25 protein-coding genes are annotated in these 24,541 nt (G+C 64.3%); 24 read left to right on the forward strand and 1 reads right to left on the reverse strand.

The genetic code is table 11. From position 1 onward, the window contains the following. Nucleotide 1 precedes the first annotated feature (1 nt). The 24 genes from ASE82_RS02235 (at nucleotide 2) to ASE82_RS02350 (ending at nucleotide 23,555) form a co-directional block, all read left to right on the forward strand. On the forward strand, nucleotides 2-922 hold the full coding sequence (locus ASE82_RS02235) for a class I fructose-bisphosphate aldolase (RefSeq protein ID WP_056058299.1): 921 nt from the start codon (nucleotides 2-4) through the stop codon (nucleotides 920-922). Nucleotides 923-998: 76 nt separating this feature from the next. After that, on the forward strand, nucleotides 999-1,688 hold the full coding sequence (gene thiE / locus ASE82_RS02240; RefSeq protein ID WP_056058301.1) for a thiamine phosphate synthase: 690 nt from the start codon (nucleotides 999-1,001) through the stop codon (nucleotides 1,686-1,688). A gap of 65 nt (nucleotides 1,689-1,753) precedes the next feature. Beyond that, a complete protein-coding gene (locus ASE82_RS02245) occupies nucleotides 1,754-2,767 on the forward strand; it encodes a L,D-transpeptidase family protein (RefSeq protein ID WP_056058304.1) in 1,014 nt (337 codons plus the stop codon). A gap of 4 nt (nucleotides 2,768-2,771) precedes the next feature. Then, on the forward strand, nucleotides 2,772-3,374 hold the full coding sequence (locus ASE82_RS02250; protein ID WP_056058305.1) for a M23 family metallopeptidase: 603 nt from the start codon (nucleotides 2,772-2,774) through the stop codon (nucleotides 3,372-3,374). A gap of 86 nt (nucleotides 3,375-3,460) precedes the next feature. Further along, nucleotides 3,461-4,024 (forward strand): elongation factor P, encoded by a 564-nt coding sequence (gene efp, locus ASE82_RS02255; protein WP_056058307.1) that lies wholly within the window; start codon nucleotides 3,461-3,463, stop codon nucleotides 4,022-4,024. A 128-nt stretch (nucleotides 4,025-4,152) separates the two neighbouring features. Beyond that, complete coding sequence (locus ASE82_RS02260; protein ID WP_056048515.1) at nucleotides 4,153-4,965, forward strand: inositol monophosphatase family protein; 813 nt, start codon at nucleotides 4,153-4,155, stop codon at nucleotides 4,963-4,965. A 582-nt stretch (nucleotides 4,966-5,547) separates the two neighbouring features. Continuing rightward, nucleotides 5,548-5,922 carry an NADH-quinone oxidoreductase subunit A gene (locus tag ASE82_RS02265; RefSeq protein WP_056048518.1) on the forward strand — a complete coding sequence of 125 codons (375 nt, stop codon included), beginning with the start codon at nucleotides 5,548-5,550 and terminating at the stop codon, nucleotides 5,920-5,922. Further along, nucleotides 5,913-6,461 carry a NuoB/complex I 20 kDa subunit family protein gene (locus tag ASE82_RS02270; protein ID WP_056058310.1) on the forward strand — a complete coding sequence of 183 codons (549 nt, stop codon included), beginning with the start codon at nucleotides 5,913-5,915 and terminating at the stop codon, nucleotides 6,459-6,461. The genes ASE82_RS02265 and ASE82_RS02270 overlap by 10 nt, the downstream gene beginning before the upstream one ends. After that, nucleotides 6,458-7,282 (forward strand): NADH-quinone oxidoreductase subunit C, encoded by an 825-nt coding sequence (locus tag ASE82_RS02275; RefSeq protein ID WP_056058314.1) that lies wholly within the window; start codon nucleotides 6,458-6,460, stop codon nucleotides 7,280-7,282. The genes ASE82_RS02270 and ASE82_RS02275 overlap by 4 nt, the downstream gene beginning before the upstream one ends. A gap of 20 nt (nucleotides 7,283-7,302) precedes the next feature. Continuing rightward, nucleotides 7,303-8,514, forward strand: coding sequence for an NADH-quinone oxidoreductase subunit D (locus ASE82_RS02280; protein WP_274705252.1), 1,212 nt, complete (start codon nucleotides 7,303-7,305; stop codon nucleotides 8,512-8,514). After that, nucleotides 8,514-9,182, forward strand: coding sequence for a complex I 24 kDa subunit family protein (locus tag ASE82_RS02285; protein WP_056048529.1), 669 nt, complete (start codon nucleotides 8,514-8,516; stop codon nucleotides 9,180-9,182). The genes ASE82_RS02280 and ASE82_RS02285 overlap by 1 nt, the downstream gene beginning before the upstream one ends. Continuing rightward, nucleotides 9,182-10,483 (forward strand): NADH-quinone oxidoreductase subunit NuoF, encoded by a 1,302-nt coding sequence (gene nuoF, locus ASE82_RS02290; protein ID WP_056050371.1) that lies wholly within the window; start codon nucleotides 9,182-9,184, stop codon nucleotides 10,481-10,483. The genes ASE82_RS02285 and nuoF overlap by 1 nt, the downstream gene beginning before the upstream one ends. After that, nucleotides 10,483-12,477, forward strand: a complete 1,995-nt coding sequence (gene nuoG / locus ASE82_RS02295) for an NADH-quinone oxidoreductase subunit NuoG (RefSeq protein WP_056058317.1) — start codon at nucleotides 10,483-10,485, stop codon at nucleotides 12,475-12,477. Before nuoF ends, nuoG begins: the two co-directional genes overlap by 1 nt. Then, nucleotides 12,474-13,520: an NADH-quinone oxidoreductase subunit NuoH gene (gene nuoH, locus ASE82_RS02300; RefSeq protein ID WP_056058320.1), complete on the forward strand. Its 1,047-nt coding sequence runs from the start codon at nucleotides 12,474-12,476 to the stop codon at nucleotides 13,518-13,520. The genes nuoG and nuoH overlap by 4 nt, the downstream gene beginning before the upstream one ends. After that, nucleotides 13,517-14,002, forward strand: a complete 486-nt coding sequence (gene nuoI, locus ASE82_RS02305) for an NADH-quinone oxidoreductase subunit NuoI (RefSeq protein ID WP_055877898.1) — start codon at nucleotides 13,517-13,519, stop codon at nucleotides 14,000-14,002. Before nuoH ends, nuoI begins: the two co-directional genes overlap by 4 nt. Nucleotides 14,003-14,045: 43 nt before the next feature. After that, a complete protein-coding gene (locus ASE82_RS02310; protein WP_056048540.1) occupies nucleotides 14,046-14,657 on the forward strand; it encodes an NADH-quinone oxidoreductase subunit J in 612 nt (203 codons plus the stop codon). Further along, the gene (gene nuoK / locus ASE82_RS02315; RefSeq protein WP_082441002.1) at nucleotides 14,654-14,962 is read left to right on the forward strand and encodes an NADH-quinone oxidoreductase subunit NuoK; all 309 of its coding nucleotides are present in this window, start codon (nucleotides 14,654-14,656) and stop codon (nucleotides 14,960-14,962) included. Before ASE82_RS02310 ends, nuoK begins: the two co-directional genes overlap by 4 nt. 5 nt (nucleotides 14,963-14,967) lie before the next feature. Continuing rightward, nucleotides 14,968-17,067, forward strand: coding sequence for an NADH-quinone oxidoreductase subunit L (gene nuoL, locus ASE82_RS02320; protein WP_056058323.1), 2,100 nt, complete (start codon nucleotides 14,968-14,970; stop codon nucleotides 17,065-17,067). Continuing rightward, entirely contained in the window at nucleotides 17,067-18,602 is a 1,536-nt protein-coding gene (locus ASE82_RS02325; protein WP_056058326.1) for an NADH-quinone oxidoreductase subunit M, read from the forward strand. Before nuoL ends, ASE82_RS02325 begins: the two co-directional genes overlap by 1 nt. Beyond that, a complete protein-coding gene (gene nuoN / locus ASE82_RS02330; RefSeq protein WP_056058328.1) occupies nucleotides 18,602-20,047 on the forward strand; it encodes an NADH-quinone oxidoreductase subunit NuoN in 1,446 nt (481 codons plus the stop codon). The genes ASE82_RS02325 and nuoN overlap by 1 nt, the downstream gene beginning before the upstream one ends. A gap of 2 nt (nucleotides 20,048-20,049) precedes the next feature. Beyond that, nucleotides 20,050-20,781, forward strand: coding sequence for a biotin--[acetyl-CoA-carboxylase] ligase (locus ASE82_RS02335; protein WP_056059555.1), 732 nt, complete (start codon nucleotides 20,050-20,052; stop codon nucleotides 20,779-20,781). 10 nt (nucleotides 20,782-20,791) lie between these two features. Beyond that, nucleotides 20,792-21,568, forward strand: a complete 777-nt coding sequence (locus ASE82_RS02340; RefSeq protein WP_056058332.1) for a type III pantothenate kinase — start codon at nucleotides 20,792-20,794, stop codon at nucleotides 21,566-21,568. 63 nt (nucleotides 21,569-21,631) lie between these two features. Continuing rightward, on the forward strand, nucleotides 21,632-23,269 hold the full coding sequence (locus ASE82_RS02345) for a ribonuclease J (protein ID WP_056058334.1): 1,638 nt from the start codon (nucleotides 21,632-21,634) through the stop codon (nucleotides 23,267-23,269). Nucleotides 23,270-23,273: 4 nt separating this feature from the next. Then, complete coding sequence (locus ASE82_RS02350; RefSeq protein ID WP_056058337.1) at nucleotides 23,274-23,555, forward strand: DUF1467 family protein; 282 nt, start codon at nucleotides 23,274-23,276, stop codon at nucleotides 23,553-23,555. A gap of 150 nt (nucleotides 23,556-23,705) precedes the next feature. Here the strand turns inward: ASE82_RS02350 and ASE82_RS02355 are convergent, their stop codons facing one another. Continuing rightward, nucleotides 23,706-24,485, reverse strand: coding sequence for an SDR family oxidoreductase (locus tag ASE82_RS02355; RefSeq protein ID WP_056058340.1), 780 nt, complete (start codon nucleotides 24,483-24,485; stop codon nucleotides 23,706-23,708). Nucleotides 24,486-24,541 lie beyond the last annotated feature (56 nt).

Genomic DNA, 24,541 nt, shown 5'->3' on the forward strand with positions numbered 1-24,541 from the left:
CATGACCTCGACGATCACTCCGCAAGTCAAAACCATTCTCGACAAGTATGAAGCCACCAGTTCGGCGGTGAAGGCGAACCTCGCGCGCATCCTGATGCAGGGTAAGCTTGGCGGCACCGGTAAGCTCGTGATCCTGCCGGTCGACCAAGGGTTCGAGCATGGCCCGGCGCGCAGCTTCTCGGTCAATCCGCCGGCATACGACCCGCATTACCATTACCAGCTCGCGATCGATGCCGGGCTCAGTGCGTATGCTGCTCCGCTTGGCATGCTGGAGGCCGGGGCGGATACGTTTGCCGGCCAGATCCCGACGATCCTGAAGTGCAACAGCTCGAACAGCTGGGCGACGACGATCGACCAGGCGGTGACGGCGACGGTGTCGGACGCGGTGCGGCTCGGGTCGGCGGCGATCGGCTTCACGATCTATCCGGGCGCGGACCAGTTCTTCGACCTCGTCGAGGAAATCCGCGAGCTGAGCGAAGAGGCCAAGTCGGTCGGCATCGCGACGGTGATCTGGTCGTACCCGCGCGGTGGCGAGCTGACCAAGGACGGCGAGCTCGCGCTCGACGTCGGTGCCTATGCCGCGCACATGGCGGCGCTGCTCGGCGCGCATATCATCAAGACCAAGCTGCCGACCGCGCATATCGAGCAGAAGGAAGCCAAGCCGCTCTATGCCAACACCGATTGGTCGAAGCAGTCGGACCGTGTGAAGCACGTCGTCCAGTCGAGCTTTGCCGGGCGTCGCATCAACGTCTTCTCGGGCGGCGCGTCGAAGGGCGAGGACGCGATCTTCCAGGACGCGCGCGACATCCGCGACGGCGGCGGCAACGGCTCGATCATCGGCCGCAACACCTTCCAGCGCCCGCGCGACGAGGCGCTGGCGATGCTCGACCGGATCATCCGGATCTACAAGAACGAAGAGTAAGCTTTGGTTTGCCGCCACGTCATCCCGGTCCTGCGCCGGGGTGACGTGGCAGGCATGAAAGGCTAGGGCCGCGGACATGACCGAATTCGAAGATCCGCTGGGCCCGCTCGATCCCAATTTCGCCGAGAATTTCCGCCGCGACATGCGCCGACCGGCTTGCCAGCTTTATCTGGTGTCGCCGCTGGATGTCGGGGGCGACTTTCCCGAGCGTCTGGCGCGCGCGCTGGACGCGGGTCCGGTGGCCGCGTTCCAGTTCCGCGTGAAGGATATCGACCAGCATGCGGCGGCCGCGCTGGGCGAGCCTTTGCGGGCGATCTGTGCCGAGCGTGAGGTGGCGTTTATCGTCAACGACGATATCGGGCTGGCCAAGCGTCTCGACGCGGACGGCGTGCATCTCGGGCAGGACGATGGCGATCCGCGTGAGGCGCGGGCACAGCTTGGCCCTAACGCGCAGATCGGGGTGAGCTGTCACGGCAGTCGTCATCTGGCGATGGAAGCGGGCGAGGCGGGGGCCGACTACGTCGCGTTCGGGGCGTTCTATCCGACGACGACGAAGGTCGCGACGCATTCCGCCGAGCCGGTGATTCTGTCCTGGTGGTCGACCCTGTTCGAGATGCCCTGCGTCGCGATCGGCGGGATCACGCCGGAGAACGCCGCGCCGCTGGTTGCTGCAGGGGCGGACTTCATTGCCGTGTCCGGCGCCGTCTGGGGTGGCGACGAGGTTGCGGCGATCAAGGCGTTCGGTGAGGTTCTCGCGAAGCGCTGAGCCGTTGGAAACAACCGTCGTCCCGACCGTTTGATGCAGTAGCGTAACGGTTTGGGATGATGGGCATGACGGCATTTGCGATGAAGACTGCGGTTCTTGCGGCCTGCTTGCTGGGTGCCGCGTCACCCGCACTGGCGCAGACAGCGCCGGCCAAGCCCGTACCGATCGATCGCAATGTCCTGCACGTCCAAGTCATCCTCGATCACCTCGGCTTCGGGCCGGGCGTGCTCGACGGGCGTGGCGGGCAGTCGCTGGTCGCGGCGCTGAAGGGGTTCCAGGAGGCGAAGGGGCTGCCGATTACCGGCAAGTCCGATGCACGGACGTTGCAGGCGCTGTATCCGTACCGCGCCGCGCGGCCGACCGTAACGGTCGCGCTGACGCCGGAGATGCTGGCGGGGCCGTTCGTCAATCCGTTCCCCAAGGATCCCGCCAAGCAGGCCGAACTCCCGTCGTTGGGTTACAAGACCGTGATGGAGAAGCTCGGCGAGATGTTCCACACGACGCCGGCGGTGATCGTGGCGCTGAACTCGCCGACGACGAAGCTGGCGCCGGGCACCAAAATCGTGTTCCCGAACGCGTTGCCATCGTCGCGAGCCTATGATCCGAAGCTGAAGCCGGACTGGATCGCGACGCTCACCATGCTGAACGTCGATGCGAAGCAGCCGCAGGCGGATCATGTCGTCGTCGACAAGTCGGATGGCGTGCTCCGCGTGCTCGACGCGAACGACAAGCTGATCGCGCAGTTCTCCGCGACGATGGGGTCGAGCCATGATCCGCTGCCGCTCGGCACATGGACGATCAAGGGCTCGGACTACAATCCGAAGTTCCACTTCAATCCCGCACTGTTCTGGGATGCGAAGAAGGGGCAGCAGAAGGAAATGCTCCCTCCGGGCCCGAACGGTCCGGTCGGGGTCGTCTGGATGGATCTGTCGAAGGAGCATTACGGCATCCACGGCACGCCGAACCCCGAGACGATCGGACGTGCTGAGAGCCATGGCTGCATCCGCCTGACCAACTGGGATGCGGCGCGACTGTCGATGATGATCAAGCCGGGGACCAAGGCCGTGTTCCAGGCCTGAGGCGATGACGCGGACGTTCTGGATCATTCTCGGGCTGATCGTGGTGGCGATCGGCGGATTTGCGTCGATGGTGTCGTTCGGGAGCAGCGGTAGCGGCATCGAGCGGCGGGTGCCTTGGCGTAAGTCGGTGCCTCCCGAGGTCGCTGCCGTTACCGTGACGCCGGGGGCGCTGGCCGTTCCGGTGGCTGGCGTGTCGCGGAAAGCGATTGCCGACAGCTGGAACGATGCGCGGGGCGGCGGTCTGCGCAGTCATCACGGGACGGACATCATGGCACCGGGTGGCACGCGCGTCGTCGCGGCTGCACCGGGGCGGATCGAGAAGCTGTTCCAGAGCGGACTTGGCGGGATCACGCTGTACGTCCGCTCGCCCGACCGGCGCTGGACCTATTATTATGCGCACCTCGCGGGGTATGCGGCTGGCATCCGCGAGGGCATGGCGGTCAAGGCAGGTGATACGCTCGGCTATGTCGGCGACACCGGCGATGCGGGGGCAGGCAATTACCACCTCCATTTCGGGCTGACCAGGATGCAGCCGGGTGAGCGCTGGTGGCAGGGCGAGAACGTGAACCCCTACCCGCTGCTTGCCGGAACGGGGTCGTCCCGCTAAAGCCCGCCGCTTCGGGTTTCCGCAGAGTCATGCCCCAGGGCCAAGCTTCGCGGACGGCCCCTAGCTCTTTCCAGCAGGAATCGGTCATGAAGATCAACGCGGTCGAGATTCGTCCCGGCAACATTCTTGAATATGAGGGCGGCATCTGGCGCGCCGTCAAGATTCAGCACACCCAGCCTGGCAAGGGCGGTGCCTATATGCAGGTCGAGATGAAGAATCTCATCGACGGCCGCAAGAATAACACTCGCTTCCGCTCCGCCGAGAGCGTCGAGAAGGTGCGGCTCGAGACCGTCGACTTTCAGTTCCTGTTCCGCGAGGGCGACATGCTCACCTTCATGGACAAGGTCAATTACGAGCAGATCTCGCTCGACGCCGACATCCTGGGCGACGCCGCGGCGTTCCTGCAGGACGGTATGGACGTGGTGATGGAGCTCTGGGAAGAGCGGCCGATCTCGGTCCAGCTTCCCGACACGATCGAGGCGCTGATCGTCGAGGCGGATGCCGTCGTGAAGGGGCAGACTGCTTCGTCGAGCTACAAGCCTGCGGTGCTGGAGAACGGCGTGCGCGTGATGGTGCCGCCGCATATTGGTGCCGGCACGCGGATCGTGGTCGATGTCTACGAGCAGACCTACGTGCGTCGCGCGGACTGAAAACTGCTCCCCCTCCCGCAAGCGGGGGGCAACGACCTTGGCGCGAACAATTTCGATGCCGCGCGACGCTGATAGCGCGAGCCCACCCCCGGCCCCTCCCGCTTGCGGGGGGGGGGAGATAGAATACCATGCCCAGCCATTCAGGCATCATGACCGTCATCGAGCGCGCCGCCCGCAAGGCCGCGCCGCGCCTGCGCCGTGACTTCAACGAGGTCCAGCAGCTCCAGGTGAGCCGCAAGGGTCCAGCCGACTTCGTCAGCCAGGCCGACCAGCGCGCCGAGCAGACGATCTTCGAAGAACTCAGCCACGCCCGTCCCGATTGGGGCATGCTCATGGAGGAGCGCGGCGAGGTCGAGGGCGATCCGAACAAGCCGCGCTTTATCGTCGATCCCCTGGATGGGACGTCGAACTTCCTCCATGGCATCCCGCATTTCTGCATCTCGATCGCGGTCGAGGAGCCGATGCCGAACGGCAAGCGTGAGGTCACGACTGCGCTCGTGTATCAGCCGCTGACCGACGAGAGCTTCTGGGCCGAGAAGGGCCGGGGCGCTTGGCTCACCGACCAGCGTCTCCGCGTATCGTCGCGGCGTGATCTTTCCGAATCGCTGATCGCTACGGGGATTCCATTCCTGGGGCATGGCGACTTTGCGCAGTGGAGCCGGATTTTTGGGGCGGTTGCGCCTGAGGTTGCGGGCATCCGTCGTCTTGGGGCAGCGGCGTTGGATCTGGCTTGGCTTGCGGCCGGTCGTTTCGACGGGTTCTGGGAATCGAACCTGAAGCCTTGGGATGTCGCGGCGGGCATGCTGCTGGTAAAGGAAGCCGGCGGCTTCGTCACCGACTTCCGTGGCGGCGATCGCGCGATGGAGCGTAACGAGTTCCTCGCTGCGAACGACGCTCTCCACTCGCGTCTGCACAAGCTAGTGGCCGGAGCGTTGCGCTAAGGCGGATGAACTATCCCCCCCCCGCAAGGGGGAGGTGGCTGGCGTTTGCCAGTCGGAGGGGGAGGTAAGGGCAACCTCTGGTCCGCGTCCTCCCCCTCCGTCACCTTTGGTGCCACCTCCCCCTGGCGGGGGAGGATCGTGAGGTTGACAGCCTCAGCGCGCAGTCCGTTATGCCGGCTTGTTCCGGTATCCACTCGCGCAAAACATCTTCCGTTGTTTGTTTGCGGTGCGGGGGGCCTCGGGATTGCTCGGTGTATCCCCTAGAGCCGAAGTTAGCTTGTCTCCCCGCGAAGGCGGGGATCCAGACTGGGCTCCCGCCTTCGCGGGAGAACAAGGAGGCGGGGGCTGTCTTTCGAACGCGGCGTCGTCTTTGCTTCTCAGCAAGGCGCCGGACACGTCCGAGGTGACGGATCGGTATTGGCGACGTCATTGCGCGCCAACGCCCATCCACGCCAAGTAACGCATGTTTCCCGCCACCCCGGCCCCTCCACTTGCGAGTGATTCTCACACCCCCCGAGCCTTGCCCCGAACCCCCCATCGGCCTAAAGCGGCCCCGTTCCGTTCGCACTTGCGAGAAGCAATTTGGTCGACCTGTCGCACTATCTTCCGATCCTCCTGTTCCTCGGGATCGCCATCGCATTGTCGAGCACGTTCGTGTTCCTGCCGATGGCCGTCTCGCGCCTCACGGGGTCACACAAGCCTACGCCTGAGAAGCTCAGCGAATACGAGTGCGGCTTTCCCGCATTCGAGGATCCGCGGAGCCAGTTCGACGTACGTTTCTACCTGATCGCCATCCTCTTCATCATCTTCGATCTCGAGGCCGCGTTCCTGTATCCCTGGGCCGTCTCGGTCTTCACGCTCGGCTGGACCGCTTGGATTTCGATGATGATCTTTATTGGCGAATTGGCCCTTGGCCTCGTCTACGCATGGAAGAAGGGAGCACTCGATTGGGAGTAGAGCTTCAGCCCGCACCCGGTTCGCCCAGCTCGCTGGTGCCACCCGACCAGGGCTTTTTCGACGGATTGAACGGTGAGCTGACGGACAAGGGTTTCCTCGTCACGTCGACCGAGGAGCTGTTCCAGTGGGCGCGTACCGGCTCGCTGTGGTGGATGACGTTCGGGCTCGCGTGCTGCGCGGTCGAGATGATCCACGTCAACATGCCGCGCTACGATCTCGAGCGCTTCGGCGCCGCACCGCGCGCGTCGCCGCGCCAGTCGGACGTGATGATCGTTGCCGGCACGTTGTGCAACAAGATGGCCCCTGCGCTGCGCAAGGTTTACGACCAGATGTCGGAGCCCAAGTACGTGATCTCGATGGGTTCATGCGCGAACGGCGGCGGCTATTATCATTACAGCTACAGCGTCGTGCGTGGCTGCGATCGGATCGTGCCGGTGGACATCTACGTCCCCGGATGCCCGCCGACGGCTGAGGCGCTGCTGTACGGCATCATGCAGTTGCAGCGGAAGATCCGGCGGTCCGGGAGCATCGAGCGTTGAGGGCTCCCGCACCAGCCTATGCGTCGAACGATGGCGTGATCGACAGCGCCCGCGCTGCGCTCGGCGGCATGTTGCTCGACGCGGTCGATCATGTCGGTGAAGTCGCGCTGCACGTTCGTCGCGAAGACCTGTACGACGCGATGATCGCGCTGCGCGACACGCCGGGGCTTGCCTACCAGCAGCTCATGGAGATCGCAGGCGTCGACTATCCGGATCGCGCAGAGCGGTTCGAGGTCGTCTATTGCATGCTGTCGCTTACGCGGAATCACCGCCTCCGCGTGCATGTCGCGACCGACGAGGAAAAGCCGGTGCCGTCGGTGACCGACATCTGGCCGGTTGCCGGCTGGCTCGAGCGCGAAGTGTACGACATGTACGGCGTGCTGTTCAGCGGCAATCCGGACCTGCGCCGCATCCTGACCGACTATGGTTTCCGCGGTCATCCGCAGCGCAAGGACTTCCCGCTGACCGGGTATGTCGAGCTGCGCTATTCGGAAGAGTCGAAGCGCGTCGTGTACGAGCCCGTGCAGCTTGCGCAGGATTTCCGCACGTTCGATTTCATGAGCCCGTGGGAGGGCGCGAACTACGTGCTTCCGGGTGACGAGAAGGGCGCATTGCCAGAGGCCAAGGGTGCGCCGACGCCGCTCAAGGCTGACACGATCGTGAAGGCGGATGCAGCGCAGTCGCCTACCCAGGCGCCGACCGAACCCAAGAGCACCGAGTCGACCGCGCAGACGGGCGCCGGCAAGTCGGAGTCCGATGCGACGCCGAAGCCTGCGAACCCCGACGTGGTCCCGACCAAGGGTGGAGGACAGAACCAGTGAGTCTGTATGTCGAAGAGCTTCTGGGTGAAGCCGACGCAGCCGATCCCACGACCGGCGACGTCACGATCCAGAACTACACGATCAACTTCGGTCCGCAGCATCCGGCCGCGCACGGCGTGCTTCGTCTCGTCATGGAACTCGACGGCGAGATCGTCGAGCGCGTCGATCCGCATGTCGGCCTGCTTCACCGCGGCACCGAGAAGCTGATCGAGTACAAGACCTACACGCAGGCGCTGCCGTATTTCGATCGTCTCGATTACTGCTCGCCGCTGTGCATGGAGCATAGCTGGGTGCTGGCGGTCGAGAAGCTGCTCGACCTCGAGGTGCCCGAGCGCGCGCAGTATCTGCGGGTGTTCTTCGCCGAGCTGACGCGCATCTCGAACCACATGCTGAACCTCGGCAGCCACGTCATGGACGTCGGCGCGATGACGCCGAACCTGTGGCTGTTCGAGATCCGCGAAGACTGCATGAACTTTTTCGAGCGTGTCTCCGGCGCGCGCATGCATTCGAACTACTTCCGCCCCGGTGGCGTGCATCAGGATGCGCCGCTGAAGCTGCTCGCCGATATCGGCGACTGGCTCGACACGCGCCTGCCGCGACTGTTCGAGGATGCGATCTCGCTCGTCGCGGACAACCGCATCTTCAAGCAGCGCAACGTCGACATCGCCGTGGTCAGCCGCGACGACGCGATCAAGTGGGGCTTCTCCGGCCCGATGATCCGCGGTTCGGGCATCGCCTGGGATCTGCGCAAGTCGCAGCCCTACGACGCGTACGCGAAGATGGACTTCGAGGTGCCGGTCGGCACGCGCGGCGATTGCTATGACCGGTTCATGGTGCGCGTCGAGGAAGTGCGTCAGTCGGCACGGATCATGAAGCAGTGCCTGCGCGACATGCCCGAGGGGCCGATCGCGTCGCTCGATCGCAAGGTGGTGCCGCCCAAGCGCGGTGAGATGAAGCAGTCGATGGAAGCGCTGATCCATCACTTCAAGCTCTATACCGAAGGCTTTCACGTGCCCGCCGGCGACGTCTATGTCGCGACCGAAAGCCCCAAGGGGGAGTTCGGCGTGTATCTGGTCGCCGACGGGTCGAACAAGCCGTACCGCTGTAAGATCCGCCCGACCGCGTTCTCGCATCTGCAAGCCATGGACTTCATGGCGAAGGGCCACATGCTGGCGGATACGACCGCGATCCTCGGCGCGATGGATATCGTTTTTGGTGAATGTGACCGCTGATGGCTGAAGCTCCGAAAATTCCCGACGAGGCCGAGACCCGCGCCCGCTGGGGTTCGTTCGCGTGGACGGACGAGAACCAGGTGAAGGCGAACGAGATCCTCGGGCGCTATCCCAAGGGTCGCGAGCAGTCGGCGTCGATCCCGTTGCTCGATCTGGCGCAACGCCAGGTCGGCGCGGAAACGCAGACGCAGGGCTGGTTGCCGGTGCCGGTGATCGAATTCGTCGCGCGTCAGATCAGCGTGCCGTACATGCGGGTGTATGAGGTCGTGACCTTCTACACGATGTTCAATCTCGCGCCGGTCGGTCGCTTTCACGTCCAGGTTTGCGGCACGACGCCGTGCATGTTGCGGGGGTCGGACGACGTTCTGGCCGCCTGCAAGAACCGCGGCTTGGTCAAGGGTGGCACGACGCCGGACGGCATGTTCACGCTGACCGAGGTCGAGTGCCTGGGCACGTGCGCGAATGCGCCGATGGTGCAGATCAACGACGATAACTTCGAAGACCTCGATTACGACAAGACGACCGAGATCCTCGAGGCGCTGGCCAATGGCGGGCACCCGACGCCGGGGCCGCAATTCGGTCGTCGCGCAAGCTGCCCCGAAGGCGGCCCGACCTCGCTGAAGGCGATGGTCGACGCGAACCACGATTACCGGGGGGAGTGGGCCTGATGCTCGCCGATAAGGACCGCATCTTCACCAACGTCTACGGTTTCCAGCCGTGGAATATCGACGCGGCGATCATGCGCGGCGATTGGGACAACACCAAGGACCTGATGGCGCTCGGCCAGGACGCGATTATCGACGTGATGAAGGCGTCGGGTCTGCGCGGCCGTGGCGGTGCGGGCTTCCCGACCGGCACCAAATGGTCGTTCATGCCGAAGGAGCCGAAGCCGGATCGGCCGAACTTCCTCGTCATCAACGCCGATGAATCCGAGCCGGGTAGCTGCAAGGATCGCGAGATCATCCGCCACGATCCGCACAAGCTGATCGAAGGCGCGCTGATCGCCGGGTTCGCGATGCGCGCGCGTGCCGCGTACATCTACATCCGCGGCGAATATATCCGCGAGGCCGAGACGCTCTTCGCAGCCGTCGCCGAGGCGTACGACCGCGGCTTTATCGGCAAGAACGCGTGCGGGTCGGGCTACGACTTCGATGTGTTCGTGCATCGTGGCGCGGGCGCCTACATCTGCGGCGAAGAGACCGCGATGCTGGAGAGCCTCGAGGGGAAGAAGGGCCAGCCGCGGCTGAAGCCACCTTTCCCGGCAGGTGCTGGTCTTTACGGCTGCCCAACAACGGTCAACAACGTCGAATCGATCGCGGTCGCGCCGACGATCCTTCGGCGCGGCGCGGCGTGGTTCTCCAGCTTCGGCGCGGAGAACAACCGCGGTACGAAGCTGTTTCAGATCAGCGGCCATGTGAACAAGCCGTGCGTGGTAGAGGAGGAGATGAGCATCTCCTTCCGGGACCTGATCGAGACGCATTGCGGTGGCATCCGTGGCGGCTGGGACAATCTGCTCGCGGTGATCCCGGGTGGCTCGTCGGTGCCCCTGGTTCCCGCCGCGCAGATCATGGACTGCGCGATGGACTTCGACGGCCTGAAGGCTGTCGGCTCGGGCCTCGGTACCGCGGCGATCATCGTCATGGACAAGTCGACCGACATCGTCCGCGCGATCAGCCGCATCTCGTACTTCTACAAGCATGAAAGCTGTGGCCAGTGCACACCGTGCCGCGAGGGCACCGGCTGGATGTGGCGCGTGATGGAGCGGATGCGCACCGGCGACGCCGAGCTGTCCGAGATCGACATGCTCCAGCAGGTCACCAAGCAGGTCGAGGGTCACTCGATCTGCGCGTTGGGCGACGCAGCAGCCTGGCCGATCCAGGGCCTGATCAAGCATTTCCGCCCAGAGATGGAACGCCGTATCCGTGAGCGCGGTGGCGACACCGCGCCGATGATGGAAGCCGCAGAGTAATGCCCTTAGTCAAAGTCGATGGCGTAGAGATCGAGGTGCCCCAGGGCGCCACCGTGCTGCAGGCGTGCGAGCTTGCCGGCAAGGAGATCCCGCGTTTCTGTTATCATGAGCGCCTGAGCATCGCCGGCAATTGCCGGATGTGCCTGGTCGAGGTGAAGCCTGGTCCGCCCAAGCCGCAGGCGTCGTGCGCGCTGCCGGCGGCGGACAAGCAGGAGATCTTCACCAACTCGCCGATGGTGAAGAACGCCCGTGAGGGCATCATGGAATTCCTGCTGATCAACCATCCGCTCGATTGCCCGATCTGCGATCAGGGTGGCGAGTGCGATCTGCAGGACCAGTCGGTCGCCTATGGCCGCGGTCATTCGCGCTACGACGAGAACAAGCGCGCGGTCACCGAGAAGTACATGGGTCCGATCGTCAAGACGGTCATGACCCGCTGCATCCAGTGCACGCGCTGCATTCGGTTCGCCGAGGAAGTGTCCGGCGTCGAGGAGATCGGTGCGATCTTCCGCGGCGAGGACATGCAGATCACCTCGTATCTCGAGAATGCGGTCAAGAGCGAACTCTCCGGTAACGTCGTCGATCTGTGCCCGGTCGGCGCGCTGACGTCGAAGCCGTATGCTTTCGAGGCGCGTCCGTGGGAATTGCGCAAGACTCTGACGATCGACGTGATGGACGCGGTCGGCACCAACATCCGGCTCGACAGCCGTGGTCGCCAGGTGCTGCGCTGCGTGCCGCGGATCAACGAGGACGTGAACGAGGAGTGGGCGACCGACAAGACGCGCCATGCGATCGACGGCCTCGTCCGTCGTCGTCTCGACAAGCCCTATGTCCGCGTCAACGGCAAGCTGGTTCCGGCGACCTGGGACGAGGCGTTCGCTGCCATCGCCGCGGTCGATGCTGGTAGCAGTGTCGCTGCCGTCGCGGGCGACCTGGTCGATTGCGAGACGATGTTCGCCGCCAAGGCGCTGCTCGCCAAGATGGGCTCGACAATGCTCGAGGGCCGCCAGACCGGTATGGCCTATGACACGTCGAGCATGGCGGCGGTCAATTTCAACACCGCGATCGCCGGCACCGAGCGCGCCGACGCGATCCTGCTGGTCGGCACCAACCTGCGCTGGGAAGCGCCGCTGGTGAACACCCGCATCCGCAAGGCGATCAAGAAGGGTGCGAAGGTCTTTGCGATCGGCCCGGAGACGGACCTGACCTACAAGGTCGAGTGGCTCGGCGACGATCTGGCGCTGCTCGGCAATCTGCCCGACGCGGTGACCGAGGTGTTCGGCAAGGCCGAGCGCCCGATGGTGATCGTCGGCGGTGCCGCGCTGAAGGGCGGCCACGGTGCCGCGTTGCAGTTCGCAGAGCGGTTCAACCTGGTGCGCGACGGCTGGAACGGCTTCAACGTCGTCCACATGGCGGCATCGCGGATGGGCGGGCTGATGCTCGGCTATGCGCAGAAGGGCGGAATCGCCGACGTGATGGGGGCGAAGCTCGGCTTCTTCCTCGGCGCCGACGAGGTCGACTATTCGAAGTTCGCCGGTTTCAAGGTGTTCGTGGGCCATCACGGCGACAAGGGTGCGGCCGCTGCCGACGTCATCCTGCCGGGCGTTACCTACGCCGAGAAGTCGGGCACGTGGGTCAATCTCGAGGGGCGTGTCCAGCGCGGCGAGCGTGCGGTGTTCGCACCCAGCGACGCGCGTGACGACTGGTCGATTTTCCGCGCACTGTCCGACACGCTCGGCCACACGCTGCCGTTCGACAGCTTCGAGGGGCTGCGCGAGGAAATGTACGCGGACGTGCCTGCGCTGCGCCATCAGGCGCTCGCGACGTTCGAGTGGAACCCGCCTTCGCTTCAGGGTGAAGGGCAGGGCGTTCTTGCCGGCTATCCGATCAAGGACTTTTACCTGACCAACGCGATCTGCCGCGCTTCGCCGACGATGCAGCGCTGCTCGGCCGAACTTCTCCAAGGAGAAGATTACGCGGAGGCAGCCGAATGATCTCCTGGTTCGAATCCTCGCTCGGTTACGACTGGGCGTTCTTCCTCGCGACGATCATCGACATCCTCGTGATCGCGCTGCCGCTGATGCTGGCAGTGGCGATGATCATCTATGCCGACCGCAAGATCTGGGCGGCGATGGCACTGCGGCGTGGTCCCAACGTCGTCGGTCCGTTTGGCCTGCTGCAGAGCTTTGCCGACGGCCTGAAGGTGTTCCTGCAGGAGACGATCGTCCCCGCAGCCGCCAACCGGACGCTGTTCCTGCTGGCGCCGATCATCACCTTCACCGTCGCGCTGATTGTCTGGGCGGTGGTGCCGTTCGGCGTCGGCGTCGTGCTCGCGGACATCAACGTCGGGCTGCTCTACGTGCTCGCGGCATCGTCGCTCGGCGTTTACGGGATCATCCTGTCGGGTTGGGCGTCGAACTCGAAATACCCGTTCTATTCGGCGCTTCGAGCGGCCGCGCAGATGGTGTCGTACGAAGTCGCGATCGGCTTCATCCTGATTTCGGTCGTGCTGTGGACCGGCAGCTTCAACCTGTCGGCGATCGTGATGGCGCAGAAGTCGCACGTCTGGTTCTTCAACGGGTACATCCTCAACCCGCTGATGTTCCCGATGGCGGTGATGTTCTTCATCTCGTCGCTGGCCGAGACGCAGCGTGCACCGTTCGATCTGACCGAGGCGGAGAGCGAGCTCGTCGCCGGGTACCAGACCGAATATTCGTCGATGTCGTTCGCGCTGTTCTGGCTCGGCGAGTACGCCAACGTGCTTCTGATGTGCGCGCTGAACGCGACGCTGTTCTGGGGCGGCTGGCTGCCCCCGGTCGACTGGGCACCGCTGTATTACGTGCCGGGGATCATCTGGCTGTTCGCCAAGATCCTATTCTTCTTCTTCCTGTTCAGCTGGGTGAAGGCGACCGTGCCGCGCTATCGCTACGATCAGTTGATGCGGCTCGGCTGGAAGGTCTTCCTCCCCGTCTCGCTGTTCTGGGTTTTCCTCGTGTCGGGCTATCTCATGCTGACGCGCGTTGGAGTGGGTTCATGAGCGTCGCTCAGATCATCAAGTCGTTTACCCTGTGGGAATTCGTGAAGGCGCACGCGTTGACGCTTCGCTATTTCTTCAAGGAAAAGGCGACGATCAACTATCCGTACGAGCGCAATCCGGTGTCGCCGCGGTTCCGTGGCGAGCATGCGCTCCGTCGCTATCCGAACGGCGAAGAGCGGTGCATCGCGTGCAAGCTGTGCGAGGCCGTGTGCCCTGCGCAGGCGATCACGATCGAAGCCGAGCCGCGTGACGACGGTTCGCGTCGCACCACGCGCTACGACATCGACATGACCAAGTGCATTTACTGCGGCCTGTGCGCCGAGGCGTGCCCGGTCGACGCGATCGTCGAGGGACCGAACTATGAGTTCGCCACTGAGACGCGCGAAGAGCTGATCTACGACAAGTCTAAGCTGCTCGATAATGGCGACCGTTGGGAAAGCGCGATCGCGGCGAACCTTGCCGCCGATGCGCCGTACCGTTAATGGCGCGCTCATTCTTCTCGTGGGCGTCTAAGGGGCCGCAATCGTGATTCAGGCCTTAGCCTTCTATCTCTTCGCGTTCGTCGTCGTCCTGTCGGGCGCGCTGACGATCGCGTCGCGCAACCCGGTCCATTCGGTGATGTGGCTGATCCTCGCGTTCTTCAATGCGGCCGGCCTCATGATCCTGGTCGGTGCCGAGTTCATCGCGATGCTGCTCGTCATCGTCTATGTCGGCGCGGTCGCGGTGCTGTTCCTGTTCGTGGTCATGATGCTCGACATCGACTTCACCGAACTGCGCGCAGGCGTCGCACGGTATTTCGGGATCGGCCTCGCACTCGCCGTCGCACTCGCGGCCGAGGTGATGATCGCGATCGGTGCATGGAGCACGGGGCCAATTCAGCTGGCACGTCGTGCCGCACCGATCGATGACACCGTGCCCAACATCCAGGCGATCGGTAACCTGCTCTACACGCGCTATCTGTTCGTGTTCGAGGGTGCAGGCTTGGTGCTGCTGGTCGCGATGATCGGGGCGATCGTGCTGACGCACCGCCAGCGTGGCGGCGTCAAGGCGCAGAACATCAGCCGCCAGAACGCGCGCCGTCCGCAGGATGCCACGCGCAACACGAGCCCGGTCGTCGGGCAGGGAGTCGAACTGTGACGATCGGTCTCGTCCATTATCTGGTCGTCGCGGCGATCCTGTTCACGATGGGGGTGCTCGGCATCTTCCTGAACCGCAAGAACCTCATCGTCATCCTGATGGCGATCGAGCTGATCCTGCTGGCGGTGAACATCAATCTCGTCGCGTTCTCGGCGTTCCTCCACGATCTCGTCGGACAGGTGTTCGCGATGTTCGTGCTGACGGTCGCCGCGGGTGAAGCCGCGATCGGCCTCGCCATTCTCGTGATCTATTTCCGCGGTCGCGGCACCATCGCGGTCGACGACGTCAACCGGATGAAGGGGTAATACGGTTGATCCAGCTTATCGTCTTCCTGCCGTTACTGGCCGCGATCGTTGCCGGGTTCGGCAATCGCGCGATCGGCAACGTGCCGGCGAAACTCGTCACCACGGCTGCGCTGTTCGCGTCGTGCCTGTTGTCCTGGCCGATCTTCATCGGCTTCCTCTCGGGCACCAGCACGGCGACCGTCGCGCCGCTGCTCGACTTCATCCACTCCGGCGACATGAACGTCGCGTGGTCGCTGCGCGTCGACGCTCTGACCGCGGTAATGCTCGTGGTCGTCACGTCGGTCTCGGCGCTCGTCCACCTGTACAGCTGGGGCTATATGGATGAAGATCCCGACCAGCCGCGCTTCTTCGCGTATCTGTCGCTGTTCACCTTCGCGATGCTGATGTTGGTGACGGCCAACAATCTCGTCCAGATGTTCTTCGGCTGGGAAGGCGTGGGTCTGGCATCCTACCTCCTGATCGGGTTCTGGTTCCGCAAGCCGTCTGCCAGCGCAGCGGCCATCAAGGCGTTCGTCGTCAACCGCGTCGGCGATCTTGGCTTCATGCTCGGTATCTTCGGCACGTTCCTGGTGTTCGGCACGGTCTCGATCCCCGAGATCCTCGCTGCGGCCCCCGGCATGGCAGGTTCGACGCTCGGTTTTCTCGGCTACCGCTTCGACACGATGACGGTGCTCTGTCTGCTGCTGTTCGTCGGCGCGATGGGCAAGTCGGCGCAGCTGGGCCTGCACACGTGGTTGCCGGACGCGATGGAAGGCCCGACCCCGGTGTCGGCGCTGATCCACGCGGCGACGATGGTCACCGCCGGCGTGTTCATGGTCTGCCGCCTGTCGCCGATGTTCGAGATGAGCCCGGTCGCGCTGACCGTGGTCACCTCGGTCGGTGCCGCGACCTGCCTGTTCGCGGCGACCTGCGGCCTCGTGCAGACCGACATCAAGCGCGTGATCGCGTATTCGACCTGTTCGCAGCTCGGCTACATGTTCTTCGCGGCGGGTGTCGGCGCGTATGGCGCGGCGATGTTCCACCTCTTCACGCACGCGTTTTTCAAGGCGCTGCTGTTCCTTGGCGCCGGCTCGGTCATCCATGCGATGCACCACGAGCAGGACATGCGCTATTATGGCGGCCTGCGTAAGAAGATCCCGGTGACGTTCTGGGCGATGATGGCGGGTACGCTTGCGATCACCGGCGTCGGCATCCCCGGCATCTTCGGCAACACGGCGATCGGCTTCGCAGGCTTCCACTCGAAGGATGCGATCATCGAGGCAAGCTGGGCTGCGGGCCAGCCGGGCGTATGGTTCGTCGGTGTGCTCGTCGCGTTGCTGACCAGCTTCTATTCGTGGCGCGTGATGTTCCTGACCTTCTGGGGCAAGCCGCGCTGGGCCGCATCGGAGCATATCCAACATGCGCTCCATGACGCCCATGGTCACGACCACGGCGACGCGCATCATGCGGACGACCATCATTCGAACCCAGCGCAAGCCGAGGACGCAGGTCATGCGCCGCACGATCATCACGACGCGCAGCACGCGCCGGCCGAAGGCGATGGTGGGTATCACCCGCACGAGAGCCCGTTGCCGATGCTGATCCCGCTGATCGTTCTGTCGATCGGTGCGGTTCTTGCCGGCTTCGTGTTCCACGGCTTCTTCATCGAGCCGACCGCAGGCGAAGAGTTCTGGAAGGGCGCACTCGCGTTCCGCGAACATCTGATGCACGAGATGCACGGCGTGCCGTTGCTGATCAAACTGTCGGCAACGATCGCGATGCTGCTCGGCCTGCTGACCGCCTGGTATGCCTACATCAAGGCACCGACGTTCCCGGCCAAGGTCGTCGAACAGTTCGGCGTGCTCTACGACTTCCTGCTGCATAAGTGGTATTTCGACGAGCTGTACGACCTGATCTTCGTCCGCCCCGCCTTCGCGATCGGCCGCTTTCTGTGGCACCGCGGCGACGAGAAGACGATCAACCGGTTCGGGCCAGACGGCGCGACTTGGGTCGTCCAGATCGGCAGCCGCGTGGCCAACCGCTTCCAGACGGGATACCTCTACACCTATGCCTTCGTCATGCTGATCGGGCTGACCGCAGCCGTAACCTGGGCGATCGGACTGTAATGACCGGCTTCCCTATCCTCTCCGTCCTGATCGCGGTCCCGATGATCGCGGCCGTCGTGTGCCTGTTCGTCTCGGCGAACACGGCGCGGACGTTGGCGCTCGCGGCAACGCTGATCGACTTCGTTCTCGGCATCATGCTGTGGATGAACTACGACATCGGCGGCGCGCAGTGGCAGTTCGTCGAGCATGCGCCCGGCATCTTCGGTCCGTTCGGCTGGTCGCTCGGCATCGACGGCTTCGCGCTGATGCTGATCATGCTCAGCGTGTTCCTGATGCCGATCTGCATCGGTGCCAGCTGGCGCTCGATCACGACCCGCGTGCCCGAATACATGGCGGCGTTCCTGTTCACCGAAGTGCTGATGATCGGTACGTTCGCGGCGCAGGACCTGTTCCTGTTCTACGTGTTCTTCGAAGCCGGCCTGATCCCGATGTACCTGATCATCGGCATCTGGGGCGGTGCGAACCGGATCTACGCGTCGTACAAGTTCTTCCTGTACACGCTGCTCGGCTCGGTCCTGATGTTCATCGCGATGCTGTACATGGCGAAGACCGCGGGCACGACCAGCATCCCGGCGTTGATGAACTACGACTTCCCGGCGCACGTGCAGACGTGGCTGTGGCTCGCGTTCTTCGCGTCGTTCGCGGTCAAGATGCCGATGTGGCCGGTCCATACTTGGTTGCCCGACGCGCACGTCCAGGCGCCGACCGCAGGCTCGGTGATCCTGGCGGGCGTGCTGCTGAAGCTCGGCGGATACGGCTTCCTGCGGTTCTTGCTGCCGATGTTCCCCGAAGCCTCGGGCCAGCTCACCTGGCTGATCTTCGGCCTGTCGGCGGTCGCGGTAATCTACACGTCGCTCGTCGCGCTCGTGCAGTCGGACATGAAGAAGCTGATCGCCTATTCGTCGGTCGCGCACATGGCGATCGTCACGATCGGCCTGTTCGCGTTCAACCGGCAGGGCATCGAAGGCGCGATGATCATGATGCTGAGCCACGGCTTGGTATCGGGTGCGTTGTTCCTGTGCGTCGGCGTGATCTACGACCAGCTCCATACCCGCGAGATTTCGCGCTATGGCGGCCTCGCGATCAACATGCCGAAGTATGCTATCTTCTTCCTGTTCTTCACGATGGCGTCGATCGGCCTGCCGGGCACGAGCGGCTTCGTCGCCGAGTTCCTGTCGCTGATGGGCACGTATCAGGTCTCGACCTGGACCGCGCTGCTCTGCACGACGAGCATCATCCTGGGCGCCGCATACATGCTGTTCCTGTACCGCCGCGTCGTGTTCGGCGAGATCAAGTCGGACGACGTCCGCGCGATGGTCGACCTGTCGAGCCGCGAGATGTGGCTGCTCGCGCCGATCGCAGCCGTCGTGCTGTGGATGGGCGTGTATCCCGAGAGCTTCCTGGCACCGATGCGCAAGGACGTGGGCGTGCTTCTCGCCCGTGTCGACCGCGCCAAGCCTGCCAATGATTCGAACCCAACTGCGGGGAAGCCCGCCGCAACTGTCCATAGTGCCGCGCACGGGGAGGCACATTGATGGATTACGCCGCTAACATCGCAATGACACTGCCCGAACTGGTGCTGGCGTTGGGTGCGATCGCCCTGATGCTCGTCTCGGCCTGGGGCGGGGACAAGTCCACGCGGGCCGTCTCGATCGCCGCCGTGTTCGTGTTGGTTGGGGCAGGGATCGCATTGGTCGGTCCGGCCTCGTCGGGTGGCTATGCGTTCGACGGCCTGTACCGCGCGGACGCGTTCGGTGCGTTCGCCAAAGTGCTGATCTACATCGCCTCGGCGGTCGCGATCGTCATGGCGCCAAGCTTCTTCGCGCGCTCGCACGGCGACGATCTGCGTCCGGAATATCCGGTGCTGATCCTGCTGTCGGCATGCGGCATGGGGATCATGGTCTCGGCCACCGACATGCTAACGCTGTATGTCGGTCTCGAGCTCCAGAGCCTTGCAGCATACGTTCTCGCCAGCTTCATGCGGCGCGACGGGCGTTCGGCGGAGGCCGGCCTGAAGTATTTCGTGCTTGGCGCGCTCGCCAGCGGCATCCTGCTGTACGGCATCTCGCTGGTCTACGGGTTCAGCGGCACGACGTTGTTCTCCGGCATTTCGGAAGCATACGCCGGCACCAAGTCGCTCGGCCTGCTGTTCGGTCTGGTGTTCGTGTTCGCAGGGCTCGCCTTCAAGATCAGCGCCGTGCCGTTCCACATGTGGACGCCCGACGTGTACGAAGGCGCACCGACCCCGGTGACCGCGTTCTTCGCGTCAGCGCCCAAGGTCGCGGCGCTCGCGCTCAGCGTCCGCGTGGCGGTCGATGCGATGGGCCCGGCGACCGACCAGTGGCGTCAGATCGTGATCTTCGCGGCACTCGCGTCGATCATCCTCGGTGCGGTCGCGGCGATCGGCCAGACCAACATCAAGCGTCTGCTCGCCTATTCGTCGATCAACAATGTCGGCTTCGCGCTGATCGGTCTCGCGGCCGGAACGCCCGAAGGCGTGTCGGGCGTGCTGATGTATCTGACGATCTACGTCGCGATGACCCTGGGTTCGTTCCTGGTCGTGTTGCAGATGCGTGGTGACGATGGGCAGCCGGTCGAGACGATCGACAGCCTCGCCGGCATGTCGCGGACCCGGCCGGCCTTGGCAGCGGCGCTCGCGATCTTCATGTTCAGCCTCGCTGGCATCCCGCCGCTGTTCGGCTTCTACGCGAAGTTCGCGGTGTTCAGTGCTGCGGTCGACGCCGGGCTCTTCCCGCTGGCAGTCGTCGGCATCGCCGCTTCGGTGATCGGCGCGTATTATTATCTGCGCGTCGTCAAGACGATGTACTTCGACGATCCCGCCCCGGCATTCGCGCCGATGGAGAGCAAGGTCGAGGGCGGCCTGATCGCCATCGCCGCCGTGTTCGTATCGCCAGCCGGCTACCTCCTCATCCCCGTGCTCGGCGCGTGGACGATGGCGGCCGCACGGGCGTTGTTCTGAGCATCATCCGCACCGTCGCGGAGACAGGATCGACCAACGCCGACCTGCTGGAGCTTGCACGCGGCGGTGCCGAAGACGGTCTTTGGTTGCGCGCGATCCGGCAGACGGCGGGGCGGGGGCGGCTTGGGCGCGAATGGTCGTCGCCCGAGGGTAACCTCTACGCGAGCACGCTGGTCCGGTTGCGACCGAACGATCCGCCGGCCGCCAGCCTCGCGCTGGTCGCCGCGGTCGCCTTGCAGGAAACCGTGTCGACCTTCCTGGTCGCCGGGATCTGCCAGGGCACGACGGACGCAAGCGAGACGCTAGTCCTGAAATGGCCGAACGACTTGCTGCTCGCGGACGCCAAGCTGTCGGGCATTCTGCTCGAACGCGCGGACAATGCGGTGATCGTCGGCTACGGCGTCAACATCGCGCATCATCCCGATCTGCCCGACCGTGCGACGACCGATCTCGCCGCGCACGGTGTGGTGGTCGAACCGGCGATGTTCCTCGAGATTCTCGCGGACAGTTTCGCGCGCTGGATCGGTCGCTGGCGGACCGAGGGCATCGCGCCGGTTCGCGAGCGCTGGGTCGATTGCGCGCATCCCGCGGGCACCGCGCTGACTGCCCGCCTTCCCGATGGCAGCGGGATCGATGGCCTGTTCGTCGGGCTCGACACCGACGGCGCGCTGATCCTCCGCTTGGCGTCTGGCGAACGGCGTGTCATTCACGCTGCCGACGTCTTCCTGCTTTGAGGCCCCGCTGATGCTGCTCGCGATCGATGCCGGCAATACCAATGTCGTGTTCGCGCTCGTCGAGAGCGGCGAGATCGTCGCGCGCTGGCGTATCGCAACCGATCCGCGGCGTACGGCGGACGAGTATGCGGTGTGGCTGAGCCAGTTGATGCAGCTCGGCGGGCATGATCGCACTGCGGTCGAAGGCGTCATCGTCGCGACCGTCGTCCCCCGTGCGCTCCACAACCTCCAGGTGCTTGCGTCGAAATATTTCAGCACCGAAGCACTGATCGCCGGCCATGCGCCGGTCGAATGGGGCATTGCGATCGACGTCGACGAGCCTGCTTCGCTGGGTGCCGATCGCGCGGTCAATACGATCGCTGCGCATGCGCTGCATCCCGGCGACCTCATCGTGATCGATTTCGGCACCGCGACCACGTTCGACGTCGTCGACTATAGTGGCGCGTACAAGGGCGGGATCATCGCGCCGGGGATCAACCTGTCGCTCGACGCGCTGGTGACCGCCGCCGCGAAACTCCCGCGGATCGCGATCGAGGCGCCGACCGATACCAGCGTGATCGGGCTCAACACCGTCTCGCAGATGCATATCGGCATCTACTGGGGCTATGTCGCGATGATCGAGGGGCTGGTCGCGCGGATGAAACGCGAGATCGGCCGTCCCGTGAAGGTCGTCGCCACCGGCGGGCTTGCCACCTTATTCGAGAAACAGACCGACGTGTTCGACGTCATCGAAGCCGACCTGACGATCCAGGGGCTGGCGATGATGTGGGATCGTCACCATATCTAGGGCCATTGGGCTCGCGCCGACCGGCCTGCGGGCCATATTCCTGTATAATCCTGAAAGTAATCAATGACTCCGAAGAACGAACTCCTTTTCTGTGGCCTTGGCGGCTCCGGCGAAATCGGCATGAACGTCAACCTGTACGGCTGCCAGGGCAAGTGGGTGATGGTCGATCTCGGCATCACATTCGCCGATCCGCAATATCCCGGCGTCGACGTGATCCTGCCCGACCTGTCCTTCATCGAGGACCGGATCGACGACCTGCTCGGCATCGTCATCACGCACGGCCATGAGGATCATATCGGCTCGCTGCCGTATCTCGCCGAAGACCTTGGCGTGCCGATCTACGCGACGCCGTTCACGATGGGCCTGATCCGCGGCAAGCTCGAGGAAGAGGGTATCGCCAACCGCGTAAAGCTCAAGATGATCCCGATGGGCGGCAATTTCCAGCTCGGGCCGTTCGGCTTCACTTTCGTCGAGATGTCGCATTCGATCCCCGAGGCGAATGCGCTGCTGATCGACACGCCTTATGGTCGCGTGTTCCACACCGGCGACTGGAAGCTCGACAAGAACCCGGTGATCGGCAACCCGACCACGCCCGAGGGTTTCATGGCGATCGGCGACAAGGGCGTCGACGTGCTGGTCTGCGATTCGACCAACATCTTCAACACCACCGCGTCGGGCAGCGAGAGCACGGTCCGCAAGGGATTGTTCGAAGAGGTCAGCAAGGCCAAGGGCCGCGTGATGATCACCAGTTTCGCGTCGAACGCCGCGCGTTTGCACACGTTCGGCGAAGTCGCGAAGGAAACCGGGCGCAAGCTGTGCGTGACCGGGCGTTCGCTCGACCGGATCATCAAGGTGGCGCGCGCGACGGGCTATCTGAAGGATTTCCCCGACACGATCAGCCCCGACGAGGCGATGCGCCTGCCCAAGAACAAGGTGCTGATCATCGCCACCGGTGGCCAAGGCGAGGAGCGCGCGGCGCTGGCGCGTGTCGCCAATGGCCAGCACACGATCACGCTTGAGGCCGACGACACGGTGATCTTCTCGTCGAAGCAGATCCCGGGCAACGAGGTCCAGATCGGTCGCATCCAGAACACGCTGGCGGCCAAGGGCATCCGCATGATCACCGAGCGCCAGGCGCACGTCCATGTGTCGGGCCATCCGGGTCAGCCGGAGCTTGCGCAGATGTACGACTGGCTGCGTCCGGACGTGCTCGTGCCGACGCACGGCGAGATGCGCCACATGATGGAGCATGCGCGCTTCGGGCTCGAGCAGGGCATTCCGCGCGCGATCGTGCAAAGCAACGGCGACATCATCCGTCTGGCGCCCAAGGGGCCGGCGAAGATCGGCAATGCGACGGTCGGTCGTCTGGTGCTCGACGGCGACGTGATCCTGCCGGCGGACGGCGCGACGCTGAGCGAGCGGCGGAAACTGGCGATCAACGGCCAGATTTCGGTTGGTGTCGCGCTCGGCAAGGACGGCCGGATGGTCGGCCAACCTCAGGTTCGCGTGCAGGGTGTGCCGGTTGAGGAAGACCGTGCGGCGTTTATCGCCGACGCAGTGCAGGCAGCGGTCGACACGGTGCGGGGCGGCAAGCGCGAGAGCGAGAAGATGCGCGAGCAGATTCGTCTCGCGGTGCGCAAGGTCGCCAAGCGCTGGACCGGCAAGCAGCCGATCGTCGACGTGCTGCTGATCGAGGGCTGATCGAGTGCGCTGGACCTCGGCACTCGCGATCTACGTCCTGTTCTGGTCGTTCTCGGTGTTCCTGGTCCTGCCATTCGGCGTGAAGACGACGCGCGAGGTCGGGGGCGAACACGTCCCCGGCCAGGCCGAAAGCGCGCCGCACGAGTTTCGGTCGGGGCGTACGGCGTGGCGGGTGACGGTGGTCGCGACGGTGCTGTTCGTGCTGTTCCAGCTGAACTATTCTTACGGGTGGATCACCCCCCTGTCGGTCGACCTGTTCGACCGCGGCAACATGGTCACGCGCTGAGGGGTGACCCACGATCCTCCCCCGCCAGGGGGAGGTGGCACCGAAGGTGACGGAGGGGGAGGATACCGAACAGAGATTTTCCTTACCTCCCCCTCCGTCTGGCAAGTGCCAGCCACCTCCCCCTGGCGGGGGAGGATTGCAATTTTGCCTTTACCCCGGCGACGCGGCCGAGCCCGCCAGCAAACCGCCATCGATATTGATCTCCGTCCCGGTGATGTAGGTCGCCTCGTCCGACGCCAGCATCACCGCGACCGTGGCCACCTCGTCCGGCATTCCGAACCGCTTCAACGGCGTATCGGCAACTAGCGCCGCCATCCGCGCCTCGCGGTCCGGCCCATCCCCGAGCATCGGCTCCCAGATCGGCGTCAGAATGGCCGCGGGATGCACCGAGTTGCAGCGGATCTTCCATCCCTGCTGCGCGCAGTACAGTGCCACCGTCTTGCTGTGATTGCGGATTGCCGCCTTCGACGACGCATAGGCCGCGGCGAGGGGAATCCCGACCAGCCCGGATCTCGACGAGATGTTGATGATCGAGCCTGTGCCCGCCGTTTTCATCGCACCGATCGCATAGCGGCAGCCGAGGAACGTGCCGTCAAGGTTGACCGCATGGACCGCGCGCCAGTCCGACAAGGTCGCATGTTCGGGATCATGCGCGACCATGCCGTGCTCGAAGCCCGTCACGCCGGCATTGTTCACGACCACGTCGGCCACCGGAACGATCTCCGCTAGGCGCTGCCAATCCGCTTCTTCGCGGACGTCGAGCTTTTCGAACCGGCAGCCGATGGCCACCGCAGTCTCGGCGCCGGCGGTTTCGTCTATGTCGGTGAGGATGACGACGGCGCCTTCGTCATGGAAGCGCTCGGCGATCGCGCGGCCGATGCCACGTGCTGCGCCGGTGACGACGCAAATCTTGGTGTTCAGTCTGGGCATGTAAGCCTGGAATATGAGTCCGGTCGGCGGATTGCTCCGCTGGCGAAGGCCGCTTT

This window comes from Sphingomonas sp. Leaf230 (genome assembly GCF_001421745.1).
In the GTDB taxonomy this organism is placed as follows: Bacteria; Pseudomonadota; Alphaproteobacteria; order Sphingomonadales; family Sphingomonadaceae; genus Sphingomonas.